The organism is Psychrobacillus sp. OK032 (assembly GCF_900111345.1).
In the GTDB taxonomy this organism is placed as follows: domain Bacteria; phylum Bacillota; class Bacilli; order Bacillales_A; family Planococcaceae; genus Psychrobacillus.
The window spans coordinates 224,971-245,025 of the sequence record NZ_FOGY01000003.1 but is presented as its reverse complement, the minus strand read 5'-3'; the positions used below and the strand labels follow the sequence as shown (position 1 = coordinate 245,025).

Sequence of the window (20,055 nt, the reverse complement as noted above, 5' to 3'; positions counted from 1 at the left end):
TTTAAATGATAAAGGAGTATTATGCAATGAAAAATAAACGATTAATCATCATAGGTATCGTCTTAATAATAGTGCTCATTACACTATTTGTTTTATTTAAAAAGAATGATTCAACTTATGAATCATATAATACAGACTCTCCTACTAGAGTTGGAGAAGTGCACTTAGTTGTTTCTAATGTGGACACCCTCACTGAATTTTATCAACAAGTGATTGGTTTTGATATTTTAACTAAAGAACCAAAACGGGTAACACTTACTGCCGATGGGAATACTCCCCTACTCGTACTAGAGGAACAAGATGATTCTGTGGAAAGACCATTTCCCACGACGGGACTCTACCATTTTGCTATTTTGATGCCCGATCATGCTAGTTTAGGAAATGTATTGTTGCATTTAGCACAAACCGAATATCCAATGCAAGGTGCTGCCAATCATCAGTATAGTGATGCGCTTTATTTAGCAGATCCAGATGGCAATGGGATAGAAATTTATGCGGATCTTCCTCCTGATACTTGGGAAAGAGACAAGGACGGCGGTTATGTAGGTGGTTCTTACCCGATTGATTTCGAAAAATTAGTGGCTGACGCGACTCCTACTTGGAAGGGGCTTCCCGAAAATACACGTCTCGGACATATGCATTTGCAAGCTACAGAACTTGCTATTATGGAGAAGTTTTATGTGGATGGACTTGGACTTAATGTAACGAGCAAAGATAACGGTAGTTTGTTTTTATCCAAAGATAATTACCATCATCATGTAGCACTAAACACTTGGTCAGGTACTGGAATTCCTGCTCCACCAGATAATTCTAGGGGGCTTAAATACTTCACGCTTATTTTTTCAAAAGATGAATTAGATGAAGCAAAAGCGCGACTGACTGACTTGGATTTTCATTTTGAAGAGAAAGATAGCTCCATCATCGTTCAAGATCCTTCAAGAAATACGATTGAAATCATAAGCAAGTAATGAGTAGTTAAATAGAAAATGGGCTGGCCAAATATGGCACAACCCATTTTTCTATTCCCATTAATCAAACTTCATGCCTTTTAATAAATCGGCAAAGGCGTTATTAATTGGTTCTTCTTCTTTATCCTGCTGTTTCAAATACTTTTGCACAGAGCGTTTATCTACTTTACCATTACCTTCTTTTTTACGGCGAGCTTCAAAGGCAGATAACTTCTCACGATAGCCACACTTACAAGTAAAGATTTGACCATCACCTTCACCACGCAGTTCTAGCTTCTTTTTACATTGTGGGCAGCGAGCATTCGTTACACGTGCCACATTCTTACGGTGACCACATTCACGATCTTGACAAACTAGCATTTTTCCTTTTTTACCGTTCACTTCAAGCATCGGTTTGCCGCAATCTGGGCAAGACTTTGTCGAAATGTTATCGTGTTTATATTTCTTATCGCTGCTTTTAATTTCAGAAACGATCTCTTTCGTATACTTCTTCATCTCCGCAATGAAAACTTCTTTTTTCAGTTTGCCGTTTGCGATAGCTTCGAGCTTTTGTTCCCATTCACCTGTTAACGTAGGTGATTTTAATTCTTCCGGTACTAAATCAAGCAACTGGCGACCTTTTGAAGTGATGTGAATGTCTTTACCACGCTTTTCGATTAAGAATGAGTTGAATAACTTATCGATGATGTCAGCACGAGTTGCAACAGTACCTAATCCACCTGTCGATTTTAATGTGTCAGCAAGCTGTTTATTTTGCGTTTCCATATATTTTGTAGGATTTTCCATTGCCGTTAATAATGTTGCTTCATTAAAGCGTGCAGGTGGCTTTGTTTGTCCAGACGTTTGGGCAATCAATTTCACGTTTAAAGTATCGCCTTTTTCGATGCGTGGTAAAATCTGTTCTTTTAAATCATCTGCCGCCTCGTCATCTTCAAAGTGATTTTGGTATACCTCTTTCCAACCACTCACTAAAATCGTTTTTCCTCTTGCTACAAAGTTCTCATCACCAATTTTTGCACGTAACGTTAATTGTTCGTACTCAAAAGCTGGAAATAGGACTGCCAGAAAGCGTTTTACGACTAAGTCATAGATTTTACGTTCTTTATCATTGAAGGCAGAGAAGTTTACGTATCCTTCAGTCGGAATGATCGCATGGTGATCGGATACCTTGCTGTCGTCTACAAATGATTTAGATGTTTTTATAGGCTTAGTCAAGATTTTGTTTGCTAAAGAACGGAATTCACCTACCCCACAAGCTTTTAGACGCTCTGGGAGTGTTCCTACGATATCCGATGAGATGTAGCGTGAATCTGTACGTGGATATGTTAATACTTTGTGCTGCTCATACAGTTTTTGCATGATGTTCAATGTTTCTTTTGCGGAGTATCCAAAGATTTTATTTGCATCGCGTTGTAGTTCCGTTAAATCATACAGACCAGGTGCAAATGACTTCTTCGGCTTTTTCTCAATTTCTGTAACCGTTGCATTGCCATTACCTAGTTTTTTCACGGTAGTATCTATTTTTTCTTTATCGAAGCTACGACCATTTCCTTTTACATCTTGCCAAGTAAGTTTTAAATTTTCATTTGTTTGCGCTTCAATCCCATAGTAAGTTTGCGCTTTGAAATGCTTGATTTCATCTTCACGCTTAGCAATAATTGCAACTACTGGAGTCTGAACTCGTCCACAATTTAACTGGGCATTGAATTTTGTAGATAGTGCACGACTGGCATTTAGACCTATATACCAATCGGCCTCGGAACGAGCTACTGCGGATGCGAAAAGGTTTTCATAAGATTTACCAGGCTTTAAGTTGGCAAAGCCATCTTTAATTGCTTTATCCGTTACAGATGAAATCCACAGACGCTTAATCGGTTTATTTACTTTCGCTTTTGCGATAATCCAACGAGCAACAAGTTCTCCTTCACGACCAGCATCGGTTGCAATAATAATTTCATTAATATCGCCACGAGTAAGTTGCGATTTTACAGCATTATATTGTTTACCTGATTGTTTAATCACCGACAGTTTAAGATTTTCTGGAAGCATCGGTAAATCTTCTAAATTCCAGTTTTTATATTTAACATCATAGCTTTCTGGATCTGCTAACGTTACAAGGTGACCAAGAGCCCATGTCACTACATAATCTTTGCCTTCCAAATAGCCATTTCCTTTTTTATCACATTTAAGTACACGCGCAATATCGCGTGCAACTGATGGTTTTTCTGCTAAAACTAAGCTTTTTGCCATACTTAACATCCTTTCGTAAATCCATATGATTAATATAGCATACGTTTCGGTTAGATTCAGTTAGTAGGCAATGATGAAGACTAGGTGTCCTTACTAAGAAAATCACCTAATATTTAGTGGGGTTCAACTCTGAAGAAGAAACGGTTTGCCTTGTTGGCTCTTTTTTAAGAAGATGAATCCGGGCAGAAAATCGTAAGTCGCCCTTTAAGAGCAAAATCTGTTTTATTTCATTTTCAGGAGCACTTTGGACAGATCCAGTGAACTTGCGGACGCGCTGAAGAATTTGAACTGTAAAAAATGGTGAAATGGTTGCTCTGACACTTCATCTTGTCTTAGCCCAAATAAAAGACTCAAAAAGTTGTCTTTAAACACCTTTTTGAGTCTTCACACTATACTATTTAATTCGAAGCGAGTCTGTTCGTATAATACTAGAATCAGTCGTTCGATGTTTTATTTAAAAAATGCTTCGTCAATTGATAAATACTTACTTCCATTTATCACTAAGAATAGAGCGATTACTAAAAATGCAAGATCTAGTTCATAACCAGCCATCTCAGGTGTACCTAAAAATCCTACAGCAAATTTTACTTTTACGATTGCACCTAACATCAATACAATAAAAAATGCAGAAACTACACGAGTTCCAATTCCTAAAATAAGTGCAATACCGCCCACCAATTCCAATGTAGCCACTACGTATGCAAAGAACCCTAAAATTCCAATGCTATCAAACCATCCTACTGTATGTTCAATACCACCTTGAAACTTAACAAGTCCGTGTATAAAAAAGCTGACCCCTAACACAAGTCTTAATAATAATGTACTAACTCCTAATTTATCCATCTCTATTTCCTTCTTTCATCGTTGGTTTTTATTCACTTAAAAACATTTTATTCATATAGGTGAACAAACTGTGTAAAAAAATATTCATTGTTTTCATTTGGGCCCATTCAATGAAAAATAGTTTTCTATTAAGAATATTTATTTCCTATAAGATAACATCTAGTTATAGATATCGTCAACAAATATGTGTTACGATATATTCAATTAAAATTATTTTGGGAGGGTTGAACGTGGAAATCGGCTCCAAAATCCGGGATATACGTAAACGAAAAAAGATTACCATTGCACAAATGAGTGAACAAATCGGGTTGTCAAAAGGATTTATAAGTAACATTGAAAACGATAATACATCCCCTTCCCTAAATACGTTACAGACAATCGCAAACTATTTGGATGTTCCATTGCCTTATTTACTACTCGAAAAAGAGGAACATATGAAAGTAGTAAGGAAGTCCGAGCGAGTATATACGACACATAATAATATTAAAATAGAACATCTTACGTCCCAAAGTGGGCTACGAATGATGCATGTGGAATTAGCACCCGGTGCATCAACCGGTGAAGCAGTTGCGCACGAAGGAGAAGAAAGTCATATCGTCCTTAAGGGAACTATACTCGCAGAACAAGGCGAAGATTCCGTCATTGCAAATGAAGGCGACTCATTCAGTTGGAATGCTAGTGTACCGCACTTTGTAAAAAATATCGGAGAAGACGACGCTATTTTACTCATTGCTGTTTATAAGGAAAATGGTCGATAAGAATTTAATAAAAATGCCAAGGAAAAAGATTCCTTGGCATTTTTGGTTTAGGGATTTCTACTGATTTTAATTTTGAATAAAGCTTCATGATTATCCGATTATTAAGTCTCATTATCCGATTTTTCTTTTTGATTATCCGATTATCAGTATTCATTATCCGATTATGCACATCCATTATCCGATTCACCAATTCCTACACGCTTCTCATACTTAGATTAAAAAAAGGATATCTCCAACTGAATGGGATATCCTCTTACTTATTTAATGCGTATCAATTGGCTCTTTGCAAAGACTTTTGCTCATTTCCGCATATTGGACAAATACACGAGCTAGTTCACGTAGACGATTATGTACATCTTCGTCTACTATTTCGTTGTTCTCATCGAAATGGCTCATATGCGTGTATACATAATTGGGTGTAACCAGACATCTGAAGTAGTCCAAAATTGGCTTCAGCTGATTTTCGATGACTAAGTGATGTTGATATGTCCCACCGTTAGCAACAATCGACACCGGTTTGTATCGCATCGTTTTAGGATGTAAAAAGTCAAACGCATTTTTTAGAACACCTGGAATGGATCCTTGGAAAATTGGTGTTGCAATTATATAGCCGTCTGCTTGCTCGAACTTACTGACAAGTAGCTTCATATCGTCATTGTAATGATCAAAAGGTCTGCCATCTACAAATTGATGCTCATAATTGGCAAATTGAATAATCTCTAATGTATGTTCTGTGTTGATTTCCTCTATATAGTCTTTCACTTTTTCAAGAATGACACTTGTTTTCGTGCCGATAATTGTTCCGTCTACGAGTAGAATTTTCATTGTTGTAGAACCTCCTTTACCCGTACTTTATTGTATCAAAGAAGAGGCTCACTTGTGAGATAATTGGCATGGTTCTAAAAAAGTTCATTCTTTAGACTGAGAAGTCCTTTCCTTTAGTTTCTTCGTCCAGTTTTTCGGCTTCTACAAAAATATCTTTTCGCTTACTCCAATCAAATAATTCCTCTCTCGGAATCGGTTTTTCTTCGTTTTCTTCGATCACTCTAGCATTTTGGATGTCTATCGATTTATAAATACGGACATGATTCCTACTTCCTTGAACTGCATAACAATACATAGCAAATGCTAGTCGCTTCCCCTCAATTGCCCGCAACCTTCTAAATGGACCGACCAATATTGGATTAATTAATTGAAAAATGCCTTCAGCTAATCGCTCTCCTAATCGAAATTCTGCTCGTCCACCTGTCAATAACGAAGGACGAAAAATCGATAGATGGGGTAGTTTTAAGTCGATAAGTCCCTGCTCCATTTTTCCTTTTACACGACTGTAAAAGAAAGGTGATTTTTTATTGGAACCAGCTGCAGAAATGACATAAAAGTTATGGATACCACGCTTTTTAGCTAAAGAAGCAATTCTTAGTGGATATTCTAAATCAACTTTTTCGAAGTTTTCTCTTGTTTTTGCTCTTTTCATCGTCGTCCCTAAACAGCAAAATAAATCATCCGCAATTTCTAAATCTCTTTCTTCTAATTTATCGAATTCTCGAATCTTCACTTCTAGTTTTGCATGTGTGTATGTAATATTTCTTCTAGCAATAATCGTCACTGCAACATACTCTTCACTTTCGCATAATTGCTTGACTAAAAGTTGCCCAGTAAATCCTGTAGCTCCAATTACGATGGCAGTTCGTTTTGCCATTTCAATCCCCCTCACCTACTTCTAGTTTTCCCCATTTGCCTGTCGGAGTCCTGCACGATGCAGGTCATGCAGTCGTTGCGAAATGCTTTTTATTTTGCGACGAGCTTTGCGCAGGAGCACCACGATGTCGCGAACTTAGACTGTATTCCTCTTACATAGGTGCTTTCCCTTTTCTTGTTGTCCAGCTACAGCGCCTAGCCCCTCGGGGTCAAATAACCTTCCACAACGAAGTTAAAATGCAACTTCTTTTGTGGAAGAACATTTGCCTGTCGGAGGCCCGCACGATGCGGGTCATGCAGTCGTTGCGAAATGCTTTTTATTTTGCGACGAGCTTTGCGCAGGAGCACCACGATGTCGCGAACTTAGGCTGTATTCCTCTTACATAGGCGCTTCCGCATTTCTTGTTGTCCAGCTACAGCGCCTAGCCCCTCGGGGTCAAATAACCTCCCACAACGAAGTTAAAATGCAACTTCTTTTGTGGAAGAACATTTGCCTGTCGGAGGCCCGCACGATGCAGGTCATGCAGTCGTTGCGACACGATGTCGCGAACTTAGACTGTATTCCTCTTACATAGGCGCTTTCGCTTTTCTTGTTGTCCAGCTACAGCGCCTTGCCCCTCGGGGTCAAATGTGAAAAAGCTGTGGTGGCTGAAGAGCTGCCTCCTCGCTTTTCCCCATTTGCCTGTCGGGGCAGACATAGGCACTTCCGCTTTTCTTGTCATATACCCCTGTCCTTTTCCATACAATATTAAGAATATGCACTGGAAAGGAAGATGAAAATGAGACTAGCTTACCTTTTAAATACATTTCCACACCGTGGTTTATATCCTGCTGATCGAGCGAATGCGCTATTACCTGCTTTAGAAACGCCAGATTATAAAGTTTTTGTGCCCAGTATTAATACAAGCCTTCTAAACTATTTAGAAAAGCGGCATATTAAAACATTTGCATTTCATAATAATGCACATTTACTAGAAGAATTGAAATCTTTTAACCCAAATTGTATGATCCATGATTGCGGAAATTCTGAAAAAGATTTAATCCGCCGTTTAAAATCTTTTAACTGTCCTCTTATTCATTTTGACGATCATGGGGACGGTAGTGCTTTAGCTGATCTTGTTTTTCAAACATTATATGAAAATCCAAAAGATCTTTCCAAAGAGAATTTTGTTTACGGACTAACTGGATATATTCCAGCAGAGACCATTCATCCTAAAAATAATAACACGACACAGGATCCACCTCATATAGTTGTTGCTTTTCCTCATGAGGATCCGGAAAACTTAACGTATCGGACGCTAAGACATCTTGTTCAACTTCATATTCCCCTACAAATTAGTGTTCTTGTAGACGAACATTACAAACATGATATTCTGGATCTTAAACGGTTTGCACTGACTCGCAAATCAATTAAAATTATCTCGACATCTGAACAAGCACCTTTCATTACTAATAGTGATATCGTCATAACTTCCGGATCTTACATGCCTTTCTTAGTGGCTCAATTCCAAATCCCATGTATCATTCTTTGTGCACATGAAGAGGAAGTAAATTATGCTTTCCCGCAAGAAGGACACGGTTTCGCTAACTTAGGACTTGGTCGGAAAATAAAACAATCATACTTGCAAAATGCGGTGATGGAAATTATATTGCATGATAACAGAAGAAAAGCTTATATTCAGAAACAAAAAAACTTTGACTTTACTACTAGTTTAATAGAAGTAGTGAAACTAATCGAACAAACTATTGCAAATAAAAAAGCCGAAGAAGAAATCGTACGTTAAGCCCATTTTTATGCTACAATAATGCAAAAAGCTGAAGGTGATTATTCATGACAAAAGATCAACTACAAGCGGAAATTGCTGAGTTAAAAATGGACTATATCCGATTACAAGGTGACATGGAAAAACTAGAGTCCAATGGCCACCCCACTCAAGTAGAAAACGCCGAACGTAGATTAGCCAAAATGGAAGAAGACCTTGCAGAACTAAACAAACAGCTCGCGAAATTGTAACTTGAAACATAGGAAGTTTAAACTTCCTATGTTTCAAGTTAAGCCTCCGGCGGATGTTATAGACTTTGAATTAATTCAAAGTCTGGACGCAATTACGCCAAGGCAGAGCTTTCTTTTTGGAGGAAATAATAGATGAGCTTATTAAACGTAGAAAATTTGGGACATACATTCGGAGATCGTACGCTTTTTAAAGACGTTTCGTTTCGCTTAGTGGAAGGTGAACATGTTGGACTCGTTGGTGCAAACGGTGTTGGAAAATCTACTCTGATGAACATTTTAACAGGGGAAATCATTTACGATGAGGGCCGTGTCGAGTGGCTTCCCGGTACACATTACGGCTATTTAGATCAGCATACTCGTCTGCAACAAGGACGCTCGATGTTCGATACATTGCGTGATGCATTCTTACCCCTTTATAAAAAAGAGGAAGAATTGAATGAAATAATTGCTCAAATGGCAGATGCAACACCAGAAGAATTAGAAGTGTTATTAGAAAAAATGGCAGAAATACAAGATGTACTAGATGCTGGTGATTTTTATTCATTAGATATGAAAGTAGAAGAAGTTGCTCGTGGACTTGGGCTAGATGCGATTGGTTTAGATCGCCCCGTTGAAGCACTTTCTGGTGGTCAGCGTACGAAAGTTCTGCTGGCTAAGCTTTTATTAGAAAAACCAAAAGTTCTTTTATTGGATGAGCCTACCAACTATTTGGACGAAGAGCATGTTAATTGGTTATCCAATTATTTGAAGAACTATCCATATGCGTTTTTATTGATCTCGCACGATACAGAATTTATGAATGGCATTGTAGATGTTATCTTCCACTTGGAATTCTCTAAACTTACACGCTACACTGCGTCTTATGAGAAGTTTTTAGAGCTTGCCGAGTTGAATAAAAGACAGCATATCGACGCTTATGAGAAACAGCAAGATTTTATTAAAAAACAAGAAGATTTCATCGCAAAAAATAAAGCACGATACTCTACAACTGGTCGTGCAAAATCTCGTCAAAAACAACTGGACCGCATTGAACGAATTGACCGTCCGGAAACAGCTGCTAAACCGGAATTCAGTTTTAAAGAATCTCGTAGTTCAGGTCGCTATGTTGTGGAAGCAGAGCATTTGCAAATTGGTTATGATAACCCACTGCTCCCACCGCTTACATTCACCATTGAACGAGGAGAAAAAATAGCGCTTGTTGGCATGAATGGTATTGGTAAATCTACCTTGCTTAAAACGATGTTGGGCAAGATTCCTGCACTAGGTGGAAAAGTAATACGTGGAGATTTCTTATATCCTTCGTATTTCGAACAAGAAGTAAAAGCTGGTAATATTACACCAATTGAATCCATTTGGGAAACTTATCCTAGTATGGAACAAAACCAAGTACGGGCTGCACTAGCTCGCACTGGCTTAAAAAGCGAACATATCTCTCGTCCCCTTTCTTCTTTGAGCGGTGGCGAGCAAGCAAAAGTACGCTTATGTAAGCTGATGATGGAAGAAAGCAATTGGTTAATATTCGATGAGCCGACGAACCATTTAGACATTCACGCTAAAGAGGAATTGAAACGTGCAATGAAAGAATTCAAAGGGACCATTGTCCTCGTCAGCCATGAGCCTGAGTTTTATGAAGGTTTGGTAACGAAAGTATGGAACGTGGAAGAATGGTTCTCTACTGGTAAAGAGGTTGTTGAAGAATAATTTTGTGTAAGCCCTTGAGCATTTCAAAAGCTCGGGGGCTTTTTTTGTGGCAAATTAAGTAGTGAGCATAAATTATATCGGAACGTTATGAGCGGTTGCAACTTGTTTAGGGGCGGATGGAACCCTGGTACGAGCGGATAACTACACTTTACGGGCAAACCTCATCTCTAGGGGCGCTTGCATTCTATTTAGGGGAGGATGGAACCCTGGTACGAGCCGATAACTACAGTTTACGGGCAAACCTCATCTCTAGGGGCGCTTGCATTTTATTTAGGAGCGGATGGAACCCTGGTACGAGCGGATAACTACACTTTACGGGCAAACCTCATCTCTAGGGGCGCTTGCATTCTATTTAGGAGCGGATGGAACCCTGGTACGAGCGGATAACTACAGTTTACGGGCAAACCTCATCTCTAGGGGCGCTTGCATTCTATTTAGGGGCGGATGGAACCCTGGTACGAGCGGATAACCGCGAGAAATGAGCGGATAGGGCTCTTTTTTGCTTGCTTCTTAATTTTATGCGCGGATAGCAACCGGTTATGCTCGTATAATAACGCTGATTGATCGGATAGCGCTATTTTTTGCTCGTTCCCAATTTTATGTGCGGATGGCACCCGATTATGCTCTCATACCAACGAGTATTGATCGGATAGAGCTCTTCCCCAAAAATAAAAAAGCCTCCCCAGCCGTTTTCAACCGGGGAAGCTCTTACACATTATGCTAAAACTAATGAATCTTTCGCAATCTCATCATTCATAATAAGCTCTTTTAAACGTTGCTTTGCTCTAAATAGTCGTGATTTTACAGTACCAATCGAAACTTTCATCACTTCCGCAATTTCGATTAATGAAAACTGGTGCACATAGAAATACATAACTGTTTTTTGATAAATACCATCTAACTCAGCTACTTTCGAACGAATAATTTCTCCCACATCTTCTTTCTCCAACTGCTCTTCTACAGATAAAACATCTGCAGCGATTAGATCCAATAAGGAGATATCAAGTTGTTCTGGTTGATTTGCAACGTATTTGCTGCGTCTTACCTGTTTACGGTATCTATCACGGAATGTATTCATACAAATGGTCGTTAACCAAGCTTTTACATGGTCAACTTCTTTCATATACGATTCATATCGTACAACTTTCATCCATACCTCTTGCATTAAATCTTCTGCATCTATTTGATTTTTAGTTAGTTTCAAGCATAAGTAATATATGTAACGGTTATATTCTTCGTAAATATCTTCAATTTTAACTTGCATCATTTTTTCCTCCGCTCGGCTTTTCTTTATAACTCTATAATGCCAAACCTGAACCTTACCCTCCATCGTATTCTCTTTCAATATAATTACAAACGTGTAAGAAAGAAAAGCGCAAGCGCCTATGTCAATAGAATGCAGTCTAAGTTCGCGACGAGCTTGCGCAGGAGCAGCTTTTTCACATTTGACCCCGAGGGGCAACGTTCTTCTGCGACGAGCTGTGCGCAGGAGCAAGACGCTAGAGCTAGACAATAGAAAGAAAAGCGCTAGAGGAAATACTACTCCTCTTGCGCTTCACTAACTACCGGTTCTTCTCTTTTCGTAATCGTCAATGTCACAATTCGGCTACGATCCATTTCATTAATTTCAATGAATAAATTCTCGTATGTAAATTGCTCACCTTCTACTGGAACATGTCCCAGCTGGTCCAGTACAAATCCTCCGATTGTTTCATTTTCGTTTACTATAGACAGATTAAACAGTAGGTTTACTTCTTCTATTTCCACGCGTCCTGCGCAGATCAGACGATTTTCTGTCATTTCATGTATTAATATTTCTTCATCGTCATCTGTTTCATCTTCTATTTCTTGTCCAATCATTTCTTCGATTAAATCTTCATGGGTTACGATTCCAAGCGTACCGCCATATTCATCTAACACAATTGCCATATGCTTTTTATGTGTGAGCATCAGCTCAAATACTTTCTCCACACTCAGTGTTTGCACGACAAACAATGGCTCTATATCAATAAGCGTTTCGAGTTGTAGCGATGGATCCATGGACCATTCGATAAGCTTTTTCGAATAAAACATCCCAACAACCTTGTCTAAGTTTTCATCATACACAGGATATCTCGTATAGGAATGTTCAAGTATCGTATCCCGAACTTCTTCATATGTAGATTCTATAGATAATGCAACCATTTCGGTTCGATGCGTAAATAATACGTCCGATACGTCTTTATTAGGAAAATCCAATATACCTCTTATTCTTTCGGATTCTTCCTCTTCAAATGTGCCGTCATTAGATGCTATATCAACCATATTTAACAGTTCTTCTTTCGTAATGATTGTTTCCTTTACAGCACCCTTTGAACCTATGCGAATCAGCATATTGATAAATGCAGCTACTAAAAACGATAATGGTCTTAATAGCCCAATCAATAATCGAATCATCGGAGCAACGATATACACGATTCTTTCCGAAAAGGTTGCAGCGATTGTTTTTGGTAGTACTTCCGCAAATAATATAATGAATATGGTCAGTACGATAACAGACCAAACAATATTCCAGCCATAGTTTTCAGCGATGAGAATAACTAAAACAGTCATGCCAACATTCGCAATCGTGTTGCCTATTAATATAGTTACAATCATTCGGTCCGACTTTAATAAAAGAACGAGCAACCTTTCCGCAGCTCTGTCCCCTTGTTCTGCTTTCAGTCGGACCTTCATCCTATTTACTGTCATTAAAGCGGTTTCACTTCCCGATAAAAAGAATGAAACAAGTAATGCAAATGCTAAAAGTACAAATTCTATGTACAATTTTGTATCCTCCTAAAATAATAACATCGTTCAGTATTTCTTTTTACTACTATAGCATACTCGGATTTTAGTTGTCACAATTCTTATGCTATACTATTTCTATTCACGAAATTTTATGAAAAGAGGTATTCAAGTGAGCCATTTAAACTCGTTAAACAATTACTTTACAGAAAAAAGAGAGACACATTTAGATGAACTAAAACATTTTTTACGTATACCAAGTATCTCTTCCTTATCTGAACATAAAAATGATATGCAAAAGGGTGCTGAGTGGCTAGCAGAATCATGCATAAAAGCCGGCTTAGAAAACGTAATTATAGATAAAACGAACGGTCATCCCGTAGTATATGCGGACTGGCTACATGCTGATGACAAACCAACCATTCTTGTTTATGGCCATTATGATGTGCAGCCTGTTGATCCACTAAATCTTTGGGAGTCCGAACCGTTTGAACCAGAAGTTCGCGACAATAAGTTATTTGCACGTGGCGCAAGTGACGATAAAGGTCAAGTGTTCATGCATGTAAAAGCAGTAGAGGCTCTTCTTCAAACAGAAGGATCTCTTCCTGTTAACGTAAAGTTTTTAATCGAAGGTGAAGAAGAAATTGGTAGCCCAAACCTAGAAGCCTATATAGAAGAAAATAAAGAAAAGCTTGCTGCAGATGTAATCGTCATTTCCGATACTGGCATGCAAGGTCCAGGACAACCTGCTGTATGCTACGGGTTACGTGGTCTTTGTGGCGTTCAAATTGACGTAAAAGGGGCTAAAGGTGACCTACACTCAGGTTTATACGGAGGCGGGGTTCAAAACTCTATCCACGCACTCGTATCAGTGTTAGATTCTTTCCGTGATGCAGAAGGTACGATTCAAGTGGAAGGATTTTATGAAAATGTACGTCCCCTACTCGATGAAGAACGGGAAGCGTACAAAGCACTTGGCTTCGACGAAGAAGATTTGAAAAAAGAAGTTGGAGTCGAAGAGCTATTCGGTGAAAAAGGTTACTCTCATTTGGAGCGTGTTTGGGCTCGCCCGACGCTTGAAGTGAATGGTGTATTCGGAGGATTTTCTGGAGAAGGCATCAAAACAGTATTACCTAGTGAAGCCGGCGCCAAAATTACTTGCCGTTTAGTACCAGACCAAGATCCGGACGAAATCGTAGCAAAACTAAAAGCGCATATTGAAAAAAATAAACCGACTGGTGTTACAGTTACTGTTACTGAATTTGATAAAGGAAAACCTTTTATCACACCTTTTGACCATCCAGCGATTCAAGCGGCCGGTCGTAGTTATGAAAAAGTGTATAATGTTCCAACTGCATATACGCGTGGTGGCGGTTCTATCCCAATCGTAGCAGCGTTTGATGAAATTCTTGGCTTGCCAGTAGTATTAATGGGCTTCGGATTATCATCTGAAAATTTCCATGCTCCAAACGAGCATTTCCATTTAGAAAACTTTGACCAAGGTCTACGAGTTATTGGTGATTATTATTACGAACTAGCAGATCTGACAAAAGAGCAACTAAAAAAATAACATGTAATATGCCTGAAATAAAATAGAGCTATCCCCCTCGATGAGGAGATAGCTCTTCTTTTATTCACCAAATATCGTTACTAGTTCATCCATATGTTTACGTTCTTTCGGTTTTGGCATTTCGTCAAAATAGCCGACTTGCAACATACTAATGATGCGTTCCCCTTGTTTTACTCCAAGTGCTTCACGGAATTTAGGATTATCTAAAAAACCAGGTGTTTTCCAGCAAGAACCAATACCACGATCCCAAGCAAGCAATTGGATGTTTTGAATAAGCATACTTGCAGCAGCATAATCTTCTAAACGCTCTTTTTGACGTGCATCTTCTGGGACGATGACAAAAATATAGCCCCCCGGATTTTTAAACTTTTTCATTTGTTTTTCTAATTCTTCATCTGTCAGCTCTTTCCACTTTGGAATGGCGAATTCTTTTAACACTTCATATAAATCTAAAAGTTCTTTGCCGCAAGCAACTACAAAACGCCATGGTTGTCTATTTTGATGATTCGGTGCCCAAATGGAATCATCCATAATAGCAAGTAATACTTCCCTTTCAACGGGTTGTCCATTAAATGCCTTGATGGACCTTCTTTGAATAATTGCATCACGAATTGTTAATGATTGTTGCATCATTGTATGAAAAACTCCCTTTTCTTTAGCATCAATTATTACTAACATCATACCAAGTTAAGCGTCATATTAAAAGACTTGCTATTTTACATCCAAACAATTTGAGGTGATCATATGCTTTTTTATTGGATAGTCAGTTATTTTATCGGTACTTTTCTTACTGCTTGGTGGATTGGAAAATGGAAAAAAACAGACTTAACTAAAATGCGTAGTGGAAACTTAGGAGCGCGAAATGCCGGTGCCGTCCTTGGAAAAACTGCATTTTTATTAACTTTTTTGGGAGATGCTCTTAAAGGGGTACTCATCCTCTACATCGGCTTTCATTATCATTTTACTATTGAGATCATTGCCATTGGAGGGGTATTAGGAATTGTCGGTCATATGTTTCCTTTATGGCTCCAATTTAAAGGTGGGAAAGGAATCGCCACTTTTATAGGAGTCGCTCTCGTTATAAATCCATTATTATTCGCAATCATGGCAGTATGTTTTGTTATGATAATCGCATTATTAAGAAGCGCAACATTAAGTATGTTAATCGCCTTTAGTGCATATGCTATTTTATGCTGGATAATTCCTGCATTTTCCCATCTGTGGCCTCTTTCTCTTGCAATCCTACTCATTCTTTATCGTCATCGATTGGATGTAATAGAATCTTGGGGAAAACGATGGTGGAAATCAACAAAATAATTACTATTCATGTGATAACAATTTTCTATGTTAATATGTATGAACATAGAATAGATATGCTATAATAACTAACAAATAAATAATGTATGAGATAGGATGTCAAATATGACTTTGAAAAAGATTGCTTGGGTTGTAGATAGTACTGCTTATATAAACCCCCATTTAAAAAACCATTCAGATGTTTATGAAATTCCACTGAATATTCATTTTGGCCAACAGCAATTTGTAGATGGTGTAGACTTAACTTCTGAACAGCTGTATGAACGTATTCGAAACGGGAAAGATCCAGTAAAAACTTCTCAACCAGCCGCTGGAGAATTCGCAGAAATTTATACGAAACTAAGCAAAGAATATGAGTCCGTCATTGCAATCCATGTTTCCAACAGTTTAAGCGGAACCATTTCTTCTTCCATGAGCGGTGCTGAAATAGCAGAGGTACAAATGGAATGCGTCGATTCCCTTTCTTTATCTGCTGGTATAACAGGACTCGTCGAAAAAGGTCTCGAATTGCAAGCACAAGGACTACCTTTTGACGAAATTGCATCCTTGTTACGAAAAGAAGTTACTAAATTTAGAAACTATATTTTAATCGGCAATTTAACTCAATTATATAAAGGCGGAAGATTGAGTAGTGCCCAATTTTATTTAGGTAGTTTATTGAAAATAAAACCAGTTATTCAGATTAACAACAAAGGTGAATTGCAGGAGCTCGATAAAGTTCGCTCCGAGAAAAAGGCAGTTCAATATTTAATCAATAAAGTAGTAGAATCGGCTGAACAAGAAGGTGCGAAATTAGTGTATATTATGCATGCTAATGCACTAGACAAAGCTGAAAGTTTAAGAGATGCGATTTTACTTCAATCCCCAAATATTAAAATAGAGATTGGAGAAATAAGCACTGTTTTAGCAGTTCACGCAGGCGAAGACACATTAGCTGTGCTTTGGTACGTCCCATAAGAACAAGGGTAACTAACGGATGCGCGTTAGTTACCCTTGTTTTTTATCATTGCTTTGGAAATTATTAAATCTATGGCAAGTGGAAAATTTCTACAAGTGATTCTCCGTCTAGACTCCAGCGCAAACAAAATCGTTGGTGGCTGAGGAGCTGCCTCCTAGGCCCGCACGATGCAGGTCATGCAGTCGTTGCGACGTGATGTCGCGATAATCTTAGACTTTATTCCTCTAGCATAGGCGCTTGCACTTTTGGTTTTAAAATTGGTCTTTCACATGGAAAAATACATATTTTGTGTTTGGCGTATGGGCATATGAATCTGAATAGTTCCAATGCCTGTTTCGACTATTATTCGTATGGGCATTTACATAGGGAATACCATCTTTAACGCTTGTTACAATCGTCGAATGGTCGTATCTCCCATCCCCTTCAAAGTCATAAAAAATAAGATCACCTAGGATTAGTTTATTCGGGGAATCTACTTGAGTTGCCTGTAATCCGCTTGTTGAACCTGCCAAATACCAGCGTAAAGAATGAGGCGTACTCCAACTAAAACTCCATGTGTTATTCCCTAACCACCATCCTCTTGCTCGATTAAACTGTCCTCTCATAGGGGCACCACCGGCAAATAAGCATTGCGAAATATAATTGGTACAATCCACATCAAAAACAGGAAACTTGGGGTTGTTGCTATTCCACCACTTTTGGGCATAAGCTACCGCAGCATCACGGTTATAAGTTGCCAATTTTCAACCTCCTTCTATTTGTTTATATGATTTCAAGGGAATTATATGCTAGTATTGAGTCAATGAATTTCTTTTATTTTTAGTTGGTAACTTACTTTTCAGAAAGGAAGATGGCTAGTGATACAGCATGCAGAAAAAGAAATTACCGAGTCTACACTGTTATGCGATGAAAAAGGTAATTTGAATCCAAAAGCAATTGGATATGCCAAAAAACCAATTATTGAGAGCAATTTAAAAGGTCATTATATGCGAAAGAAAAAGTGGAATTATTGGTGTGTCTTTGGAGATGATATACTCTTTTCTGCAACTATTAGCCATTTAGATTATGCTGCAATTTGCTCTGTATATTTTTTAAATTATGAAACACAGCGATATGTAGAAAAAACGGTTACCATCCCTTTCGGAAATAAAGTAAAAATGCCTTCGAACGTTTTAGAAAGTCTTCACCTCCATTCGAAGGAAATGTCTATCCAGCTATTATATATACAAAACGAAACGCATATGACGATTACGATACCTGATTTTGATGGGGACTTTTTGCATGCTGATTTACATATTTCACATCCTATAGAAGATGAGTCATTAAATGTTGTCATCCCTTGGAATCGAACACACTTTCAATTTACAGCAAAACACCACATATTACCTACTCATGGATTTGTAAAAATGGGAGATGCCCGTTATGCTTTTCAAGCAGAGGATAACTTTGCTGTACTCGATTACAGTAGAGGGATTCTACCTCGAGCAGCAACGTGGAATTGGGGATTCGCTTCTCAACGGATTGGTCTAAAACGGATTGGTTTGAACTTCGGCGGTAAATGGACAGATGGTACAGGTATGACCGAAAATGCGATTTTCATAGATGGAAAACTAATAAAAATTCATGAGGATTTATTGTTTACTTATGATACAAATAATTTCATGTTACCTTGGAAAGTAAAAACTAAATTTTCAAAAGAAGTAGATTTAACATTTACCCCTTTTTTCCATCGAACTGCAAAAACAGATATTAAACTTGCTTATGCTGAAAACCATCAAATGATGGGTTACTATAATGGTAAAATTCAATTAGAAAGCGGTCTCACATTACATATCCGTGAAATGTTAGGTTGTATCGAAGAACGCAAAGCGAAATGGTAACAAAAATCTACCCTTTATAGGAATAGGAATAGTGCGTCTTAAATAGCTCTATTAAGTGGCCGCTACGATTTCCGCTGCAGGCGGAAATCCAAGCGGTAACTTCCTTACGACGCACTGATCCTAAAACGCAATATCTCTTATTTATTCACCCATTCACGGTTGCTCCCTTGTAGTTTACATTACATGGTAGCAACCTTTTTTCTCATTTCCTTCAAACTAACTGCTTCATCAGCTTTTTATTTTTTTCTTTAAAAACCTCGTTATGGGAAGAGACCATTGCCATTTTATTGGCCTCTGGTTGCAAGTATTGTTTTGCTTTATTTACCGCGTTTGCAGCATCCTGGAAAGTTCCTGCTATTAGATGTAATTTCCCGGGATGCGCTAATATATCACCTGCTGCATAAATACCTGCCACAGATGATTCACTCATGCTCGAACCATCCACATAGAAGTCCTCCAACATCGCAATATTCACTTCACTATTTTTCAGAAGCTCTGCTTCCCTTTCGTATCCATGGTTAATAATCACTTCATCAATTTCCAAAAAGGTTACTTCTCCAGTATCATGATTCGTTAAAGCTACTTTCTCTACTGTATCATGACTTTTATTGGCTATTAGTTTGGAAATAGAACTATTAAAAAAAACTGTCGCAGAACTCGATAATAGTTGGCTAACTTGTGCCTCATGTCCATTCAACGTATCTTTTCGATAGGTCACATAAACCTTCTTAGCAATGGGCTCTAGTTCATTGGCCCAATCGACAGCTGAATTTCCCCCTCCTGAAATAACAACCGTTTTACCTTTGAATCGTTGAATAGATTTTACGGTGTAGTTTAAATTACTTACTTCAAAACGCTCTGCACCTTCAATTTCTAGTTTCAAAGGATGTAGGATTCCCCCACCTATTGCTAAAATAATTGTTTTGGAATAATGCATTTGGCCAGAGGCTGTTTTCAAACAAAAGATACGTTGTTCATCCTGTGTAATGGACTCCACTTTCTCATTCACCACAACTTCCGGATCAAAGGTTAGTCCTTGTTGTACTAATTGTTCGATTAATAGTTCCCCTGAAATTGGCGTTTGACCCCCTACATCCCAAATCATTTTCTCTGGATATACATGTATTTTCCCACCTAAGTAGGGCTGATACTCAATAATTTTTGTTTTTAATTCCCTTAATCCACTATAAAAAGAAGCATATAGTCCAGCCGGTCCCCCACCAATAATCGTTACATCCATTATTTCATTCATTTTTTAGTCTCCTAAAATTTATTGTTGACATTATTATATTAATTCAATATAGTTGCTAATATGATAATGATAATCGT

Annotated in this window: 18 protein-coding genes; 9 read left to right on the top strand and 9 right to left on the bottom strand. The window is 38.2% G+C overall.

Annotated features, from left to right (window positions below; genetic code table 11):
* Positions 1–26 precede the first annotated feature (26 nt).
* A complete protein-coding gene (locus BMZ04_RS08075) occupies positions 27–968 on the top strand; it encodes a VOC family protein (RefSeq protein WP_177184377.1) in 942 nt (313 codons plus the stop codon).
* Positions 969–1,028: 60 nt separating this feature from the next.
* Here the strand turns inward: BMZ04_RS08075 and BMZ04_RS08070 are convergent, their stop codons facing one another.
* Together BMZ04_RS08070 and BMZ04_RS08065 are read right to left on the bottom strand one after the other, a co-directional pair.
* Positions 1,029–3,218: a DNA topoisomerase III gene (locus BMZ04_RS08070; RefSeq protein ID WP_093267664.1), complete on the bottom strand. Its 2,190-nt coding sequence runs from the start codon at positions 3,216–3,218 to the stop codon at positions 1,029–1,031.
* A gap of 450 nt (positions 3,219–3,668) precedes the next feature.
* The gene (locus BMZ04_RS08065) at positions 3,669–4,061 is read right to left on the bottom strand and encodes a DoxX family protein (protein WP_093267662.1); all 393 of its coding nucleotides are present in this window, start codon (positions 4,059–4,061) and stop codon (positions 3,669–3,671) included.
* Positions 4,062–4,291: 230 nt separating this feature from the next.
* On the opposite strand from BMZ04_RS08065, the gene BMZ04_RS08060 reads away from it, so the two are divergent.
* Positions 4,292–4,819, top strand: coding sequence for a helix-turn-helix domain-containing protein (locus tag BMZ04_RS08060; RefSeq protein WP_093267660.1), 528 nt, complete (start codon positions 4,292–4,294; stop codon positions 4,817–4,819).
* Between the two features lie 261 nt (positions 4,820–5,080).
* On the opposite strand, the gene BMZ04_RS08055 is transcribed toward BMZ04_RS08060, so the two are convergent.
* Both BMZ04_RS08055 and BMZ04_RS08050 read right to left on the bottom strand, forming a co-directional pair.
* A complete protein-coding gene (locus tag BMZ04_RS08055) occupies positions 5,081–5,644 on the bottom strand; it encodes an NADPH-dependent FMN reductase (RefSeq protein WP_093267658.1) in 564 nt (187 codons plus the stop codon).
* Between the two features lie 91 nt (positions 5,645–5,735).
* Complete coding sequence (locus BMZ04_RS08050) at positions 5,736–6,521, bottom strand: NAD(P)H-binding protein (protein WP_093267656.1); 786 nt, start codon at positions 6,519–6,521, stop codon at positions 5,736–5,738.
* A gap of 778 nt (positions 6,522–7,299) precedes the next feature.
* Between BMZ04_RS08050 and BMZ04_RS08045 the strand changes: the two genes are divergently transcribed.
* The 3 genes from BMZ04_RS08045 to abc-f all read left to right on the top strand — a co-directional run bounded on the left by BMZ04_RS08045 (position 7,300) and on the right by abc-f (position 10,235).
* Positions 7,300–8,304, top strand: a complete 1,005-nt coding sequence (locus BMZ04_RS08045; RefSeq protein WP_093267654.1) for a hypothetical protein — start codon at positions 7,300–7,302, stop codon at positions 8,302–8,304.
* Between the two features lie 47 nt (positions 8,305–8,351).
* Positions 8,352–8,534 (top strand): SE1832 family protein, encoded by a 183-nt coding sequence (locus BMZ04_RS08040; RefSeq protein WP_093267652.1) that lies wholly within the window; start codon positions 8,352–8,354, stop codon positions 8,532–8,534.
* Positions 8,535–8,666: 132 nt separating this feature from the next.
* Positions 8,667–10,235, top strand: coding sequence for a ribosomal protection-like ABC-F family protein (gene abc-f, locus BMZ04_RS08035; protein WP_093267650.1), 1,569 nt, complete (start codon positions 8,667–8,669; stop codon positions 10,233–10,235).
* A gap of 715 nt (positions 10,236–10,950) precedes the next feature.
* Here abc-f and BMZ04_RS08030 read toward each other — a convergent pair.
* Together BMZ04_RS08030 and BMZ04_RS08025 are read right to left on the bottom strand one after the other, a co-directional pair.
* Positions 10,951–11,499, bottom strand: coding sequence for an RNA polymerase sigma factor (locus BMZ04_RS08030; RefSeq protein ID WP_093267648.1), 549 nt, complete (start codon positions 11,497–11,499; stop codon positions 10,951–10,953).
* A 275-nt stretch (positions 11,500–11,774) separates the two neighbouring features.
* Entirely contained in the window at positions 11,775–13,040 is a 1,266-nt protein-coding gene (locus tag BMZ04_RS08025; protein ID WP_369802639.1) for a hemolysin family protein, read from the bottom strand.
* A 133-nt stretch (positions 13,041–13,173) separates the two neighbouring features.
* Here BMZ04_RS08025 and BMZ04_RS08020 point away from each other — a divergent pair, with 133 nt between their 5' ends.
* Entirely contained in the window at positions 13,174–14,571 is a 1,398-nt protein-coding gene (locus BMZ04_RS08020) for a dipeptidase (protein WP_093267646.1), read from the top strand.
* A gap of 60 nt (positions 14,572–14,631) precedes the next feature.
* Here the strand turns inward: BMZ04_RS08020 and BMZ04_RS08015 are convergent, their stop codons facing one another.
* Positions 14,632–15,204 carry a nitroreductase family protein gene (locus BMZ04_RS08015; RefSeq protein WP_093267644.1) on the bottom strand — a complete coding sequence of 191 codons (573 nt, stop codon included), beginning with the start codon at positions 15,202–15,204 and terminating at the stop codon, positions 14,632–14,634.
* Between the two features lie 111 nt (positions 15,205–15,315).
* Between BMZ04_RS08015 and BMZ04_RS08010 the strand changes: the two genes are divergently transcribed.
* On the top strand, positions 15,316–15,888 hold the full coding sequence (locus BMZ04_RS08010) for a glycerol-3-phosphate acyltransferase (protein WP_093267642.1): 573 nt from the start codon (positions 15,316–15,318) through the stop codon (positions 15,886–15,888).
* Between the two features lie 96 nt (positions 15,889–15,984).
* Positions 15,985–16,845: a DegV family protein gene (locus BMZ04_RS08005; RefSeq protein ID WP_369802638.1), complete on the top strand. Its 861-nt coding sequence runs from the start codon at positions 15,985–15,987 to the stop codon at positions 16,843–16,845.
* A 252-nt stretch (positions 16,846–17,097) separates the two neighbouring features.
* Here BMZ04_RS08005 and BMZ04_RS08000 read toward each other — a convergent pair whose 3' ends face one another.
* Complete coding sequence (locus BMZ04_RS08000; protein ID WP_093267638.1) at positions 17,098–17,586, bottom strand: amidase domain-containing protein; 489 nt, start codon at positions 17,584–17,586, stop codon at positions 17,098–17,100.
* Positions 17,587–17,703: 117 nt separating this feature from the next.
* Between BMZ04_RS08000 and BMZ04_RS07995 the strand changes: the two genes are divergently transcribed.
* Positions 17,704–18,726, top strand: coding sequence for a DUF2804 domain-containing protein (locus BMZ04_RS07995; RefSeq protein ID WP_093267637.1), 1,023 nt, complete (start codon positions 17,704–17,706; stop codon positions 18,724–18,726).
* Between the two features lie 211 nt (positions 18,727–18,937).
* On the opposite strand, the gene BMZ04_RS07990 is transcribed toward BMZ04_RS07995, so the two are convergent.
* A complete protein-coding gene (locus BMZ04_RS07990; protein WP_093267635.1) occupies positions 18,938–19,978 on the bottom strand; it encodes an NAD(P)/FAD-dependent oxidoreductase in 1,041 nt (346 codons plus the stop codon).
* Between the last annotated feature and the right edge of the window lie 77 nt (positions 19,979–20,055).

What these genes read in the sequence shown, in the direction of transcription:
- BMZ04_RS08075 (WP_177184377.1), top strand. Translation starts at nt 27, where the DNA reads ATGAAAAATAAACGATTAATCATCATAGGTATCGTCTTAATAATAGTG.
- BMZ04_RS08070 (WP_093267664.1), bottom strand. Translation starts at nt 3,218, where the DNA reads ATGGCAAAAAGCTTAGTTTTAGCAGAAAAACCATCAGTTGCACGCGAT.
- BMZ04_RS08065 (WP_093267662.1), bottom strand. Translation starts at nt 4,061, where the DNA reads ATGGATAAATTAGGAGTTAGTACATTATTATTAAGACTTGTGTTAGGG.
- BMZ04_RS08055 (WP_093267658.1), bottom strand. Translation starts at nt 5,644, where the DNA reads ATGAAAATTCTACTCGTAGACGGAACAATTATCGGCACGAAAACAAGT.
- BMZ04_RS08050 (WP_093267656.1), bottom strand. Translation starts at nt 6,521, where the DNA reads ATGGCAAAACGAACTGCCATCGTAATTGGAGCTACAGGATTTACTGGG.
- BMZ04_RS08045 (WP_093267654.1), top strand. Translation starts at nt 7,300, where the DNA reads ATGAGACTAGCTTACCTTTTAAATACATTTCCACACCGTGGTTTATAT.
- BMZ04_RS08040 (WP_093267652.1), top strand. Translation starts at nt 8,352, where the DNA reads ATGACAAAAGATCAACTACAAGCGGAAATTGCTGAGTTAAAAATGGAC.
- abc-f (WP_093267650.1), top strand. Translation starts at nt 8,667, where the DNA reads ATGAGCTTATTAAACGTAGAAAATTTGGGACATACATTCGGAGATCGT.
- BMZ04_RS08030 (WP_093267648.1), bottom strand. Translation starts at nt 11,499, where the DNA reads ATGCAAGTTAAAATTGAAGATATTTACGAAGAATATAACCGTTACATA.
- BMZ04_RS08015 (WP_093267644.1), bottom strand. Translation starts at nt 15,204, where the DNA reads ATGATGCAACAATCATTAACAATTCGTGATGCAATTATTCAAAGAAGG.
- BMZ04_RS08010 (WP_093267642.1), top strand. Translation starts at nt 15,316, where the DNA reads ATGCTTTTTTATTGGATAGTCAGTTATTTTATCGGTACTTTTCTTACT.
- BMZ04_RS08005 (WP_369802638.1), top strand. Translation starts at nt 15,985, where the DNA reads ATGTCAAATATGACTTTGAAAAAGATTGCTTGGGTTGTAGATAGTACT.
- BMZ04_RS07990 (WP_093267635.1), bottom strand. Translation starts at nt 19,978, where the DNA reads ATGAATGAAATAATGGATGTAACGATTATTGGTGGGGGACCGGCTGGA.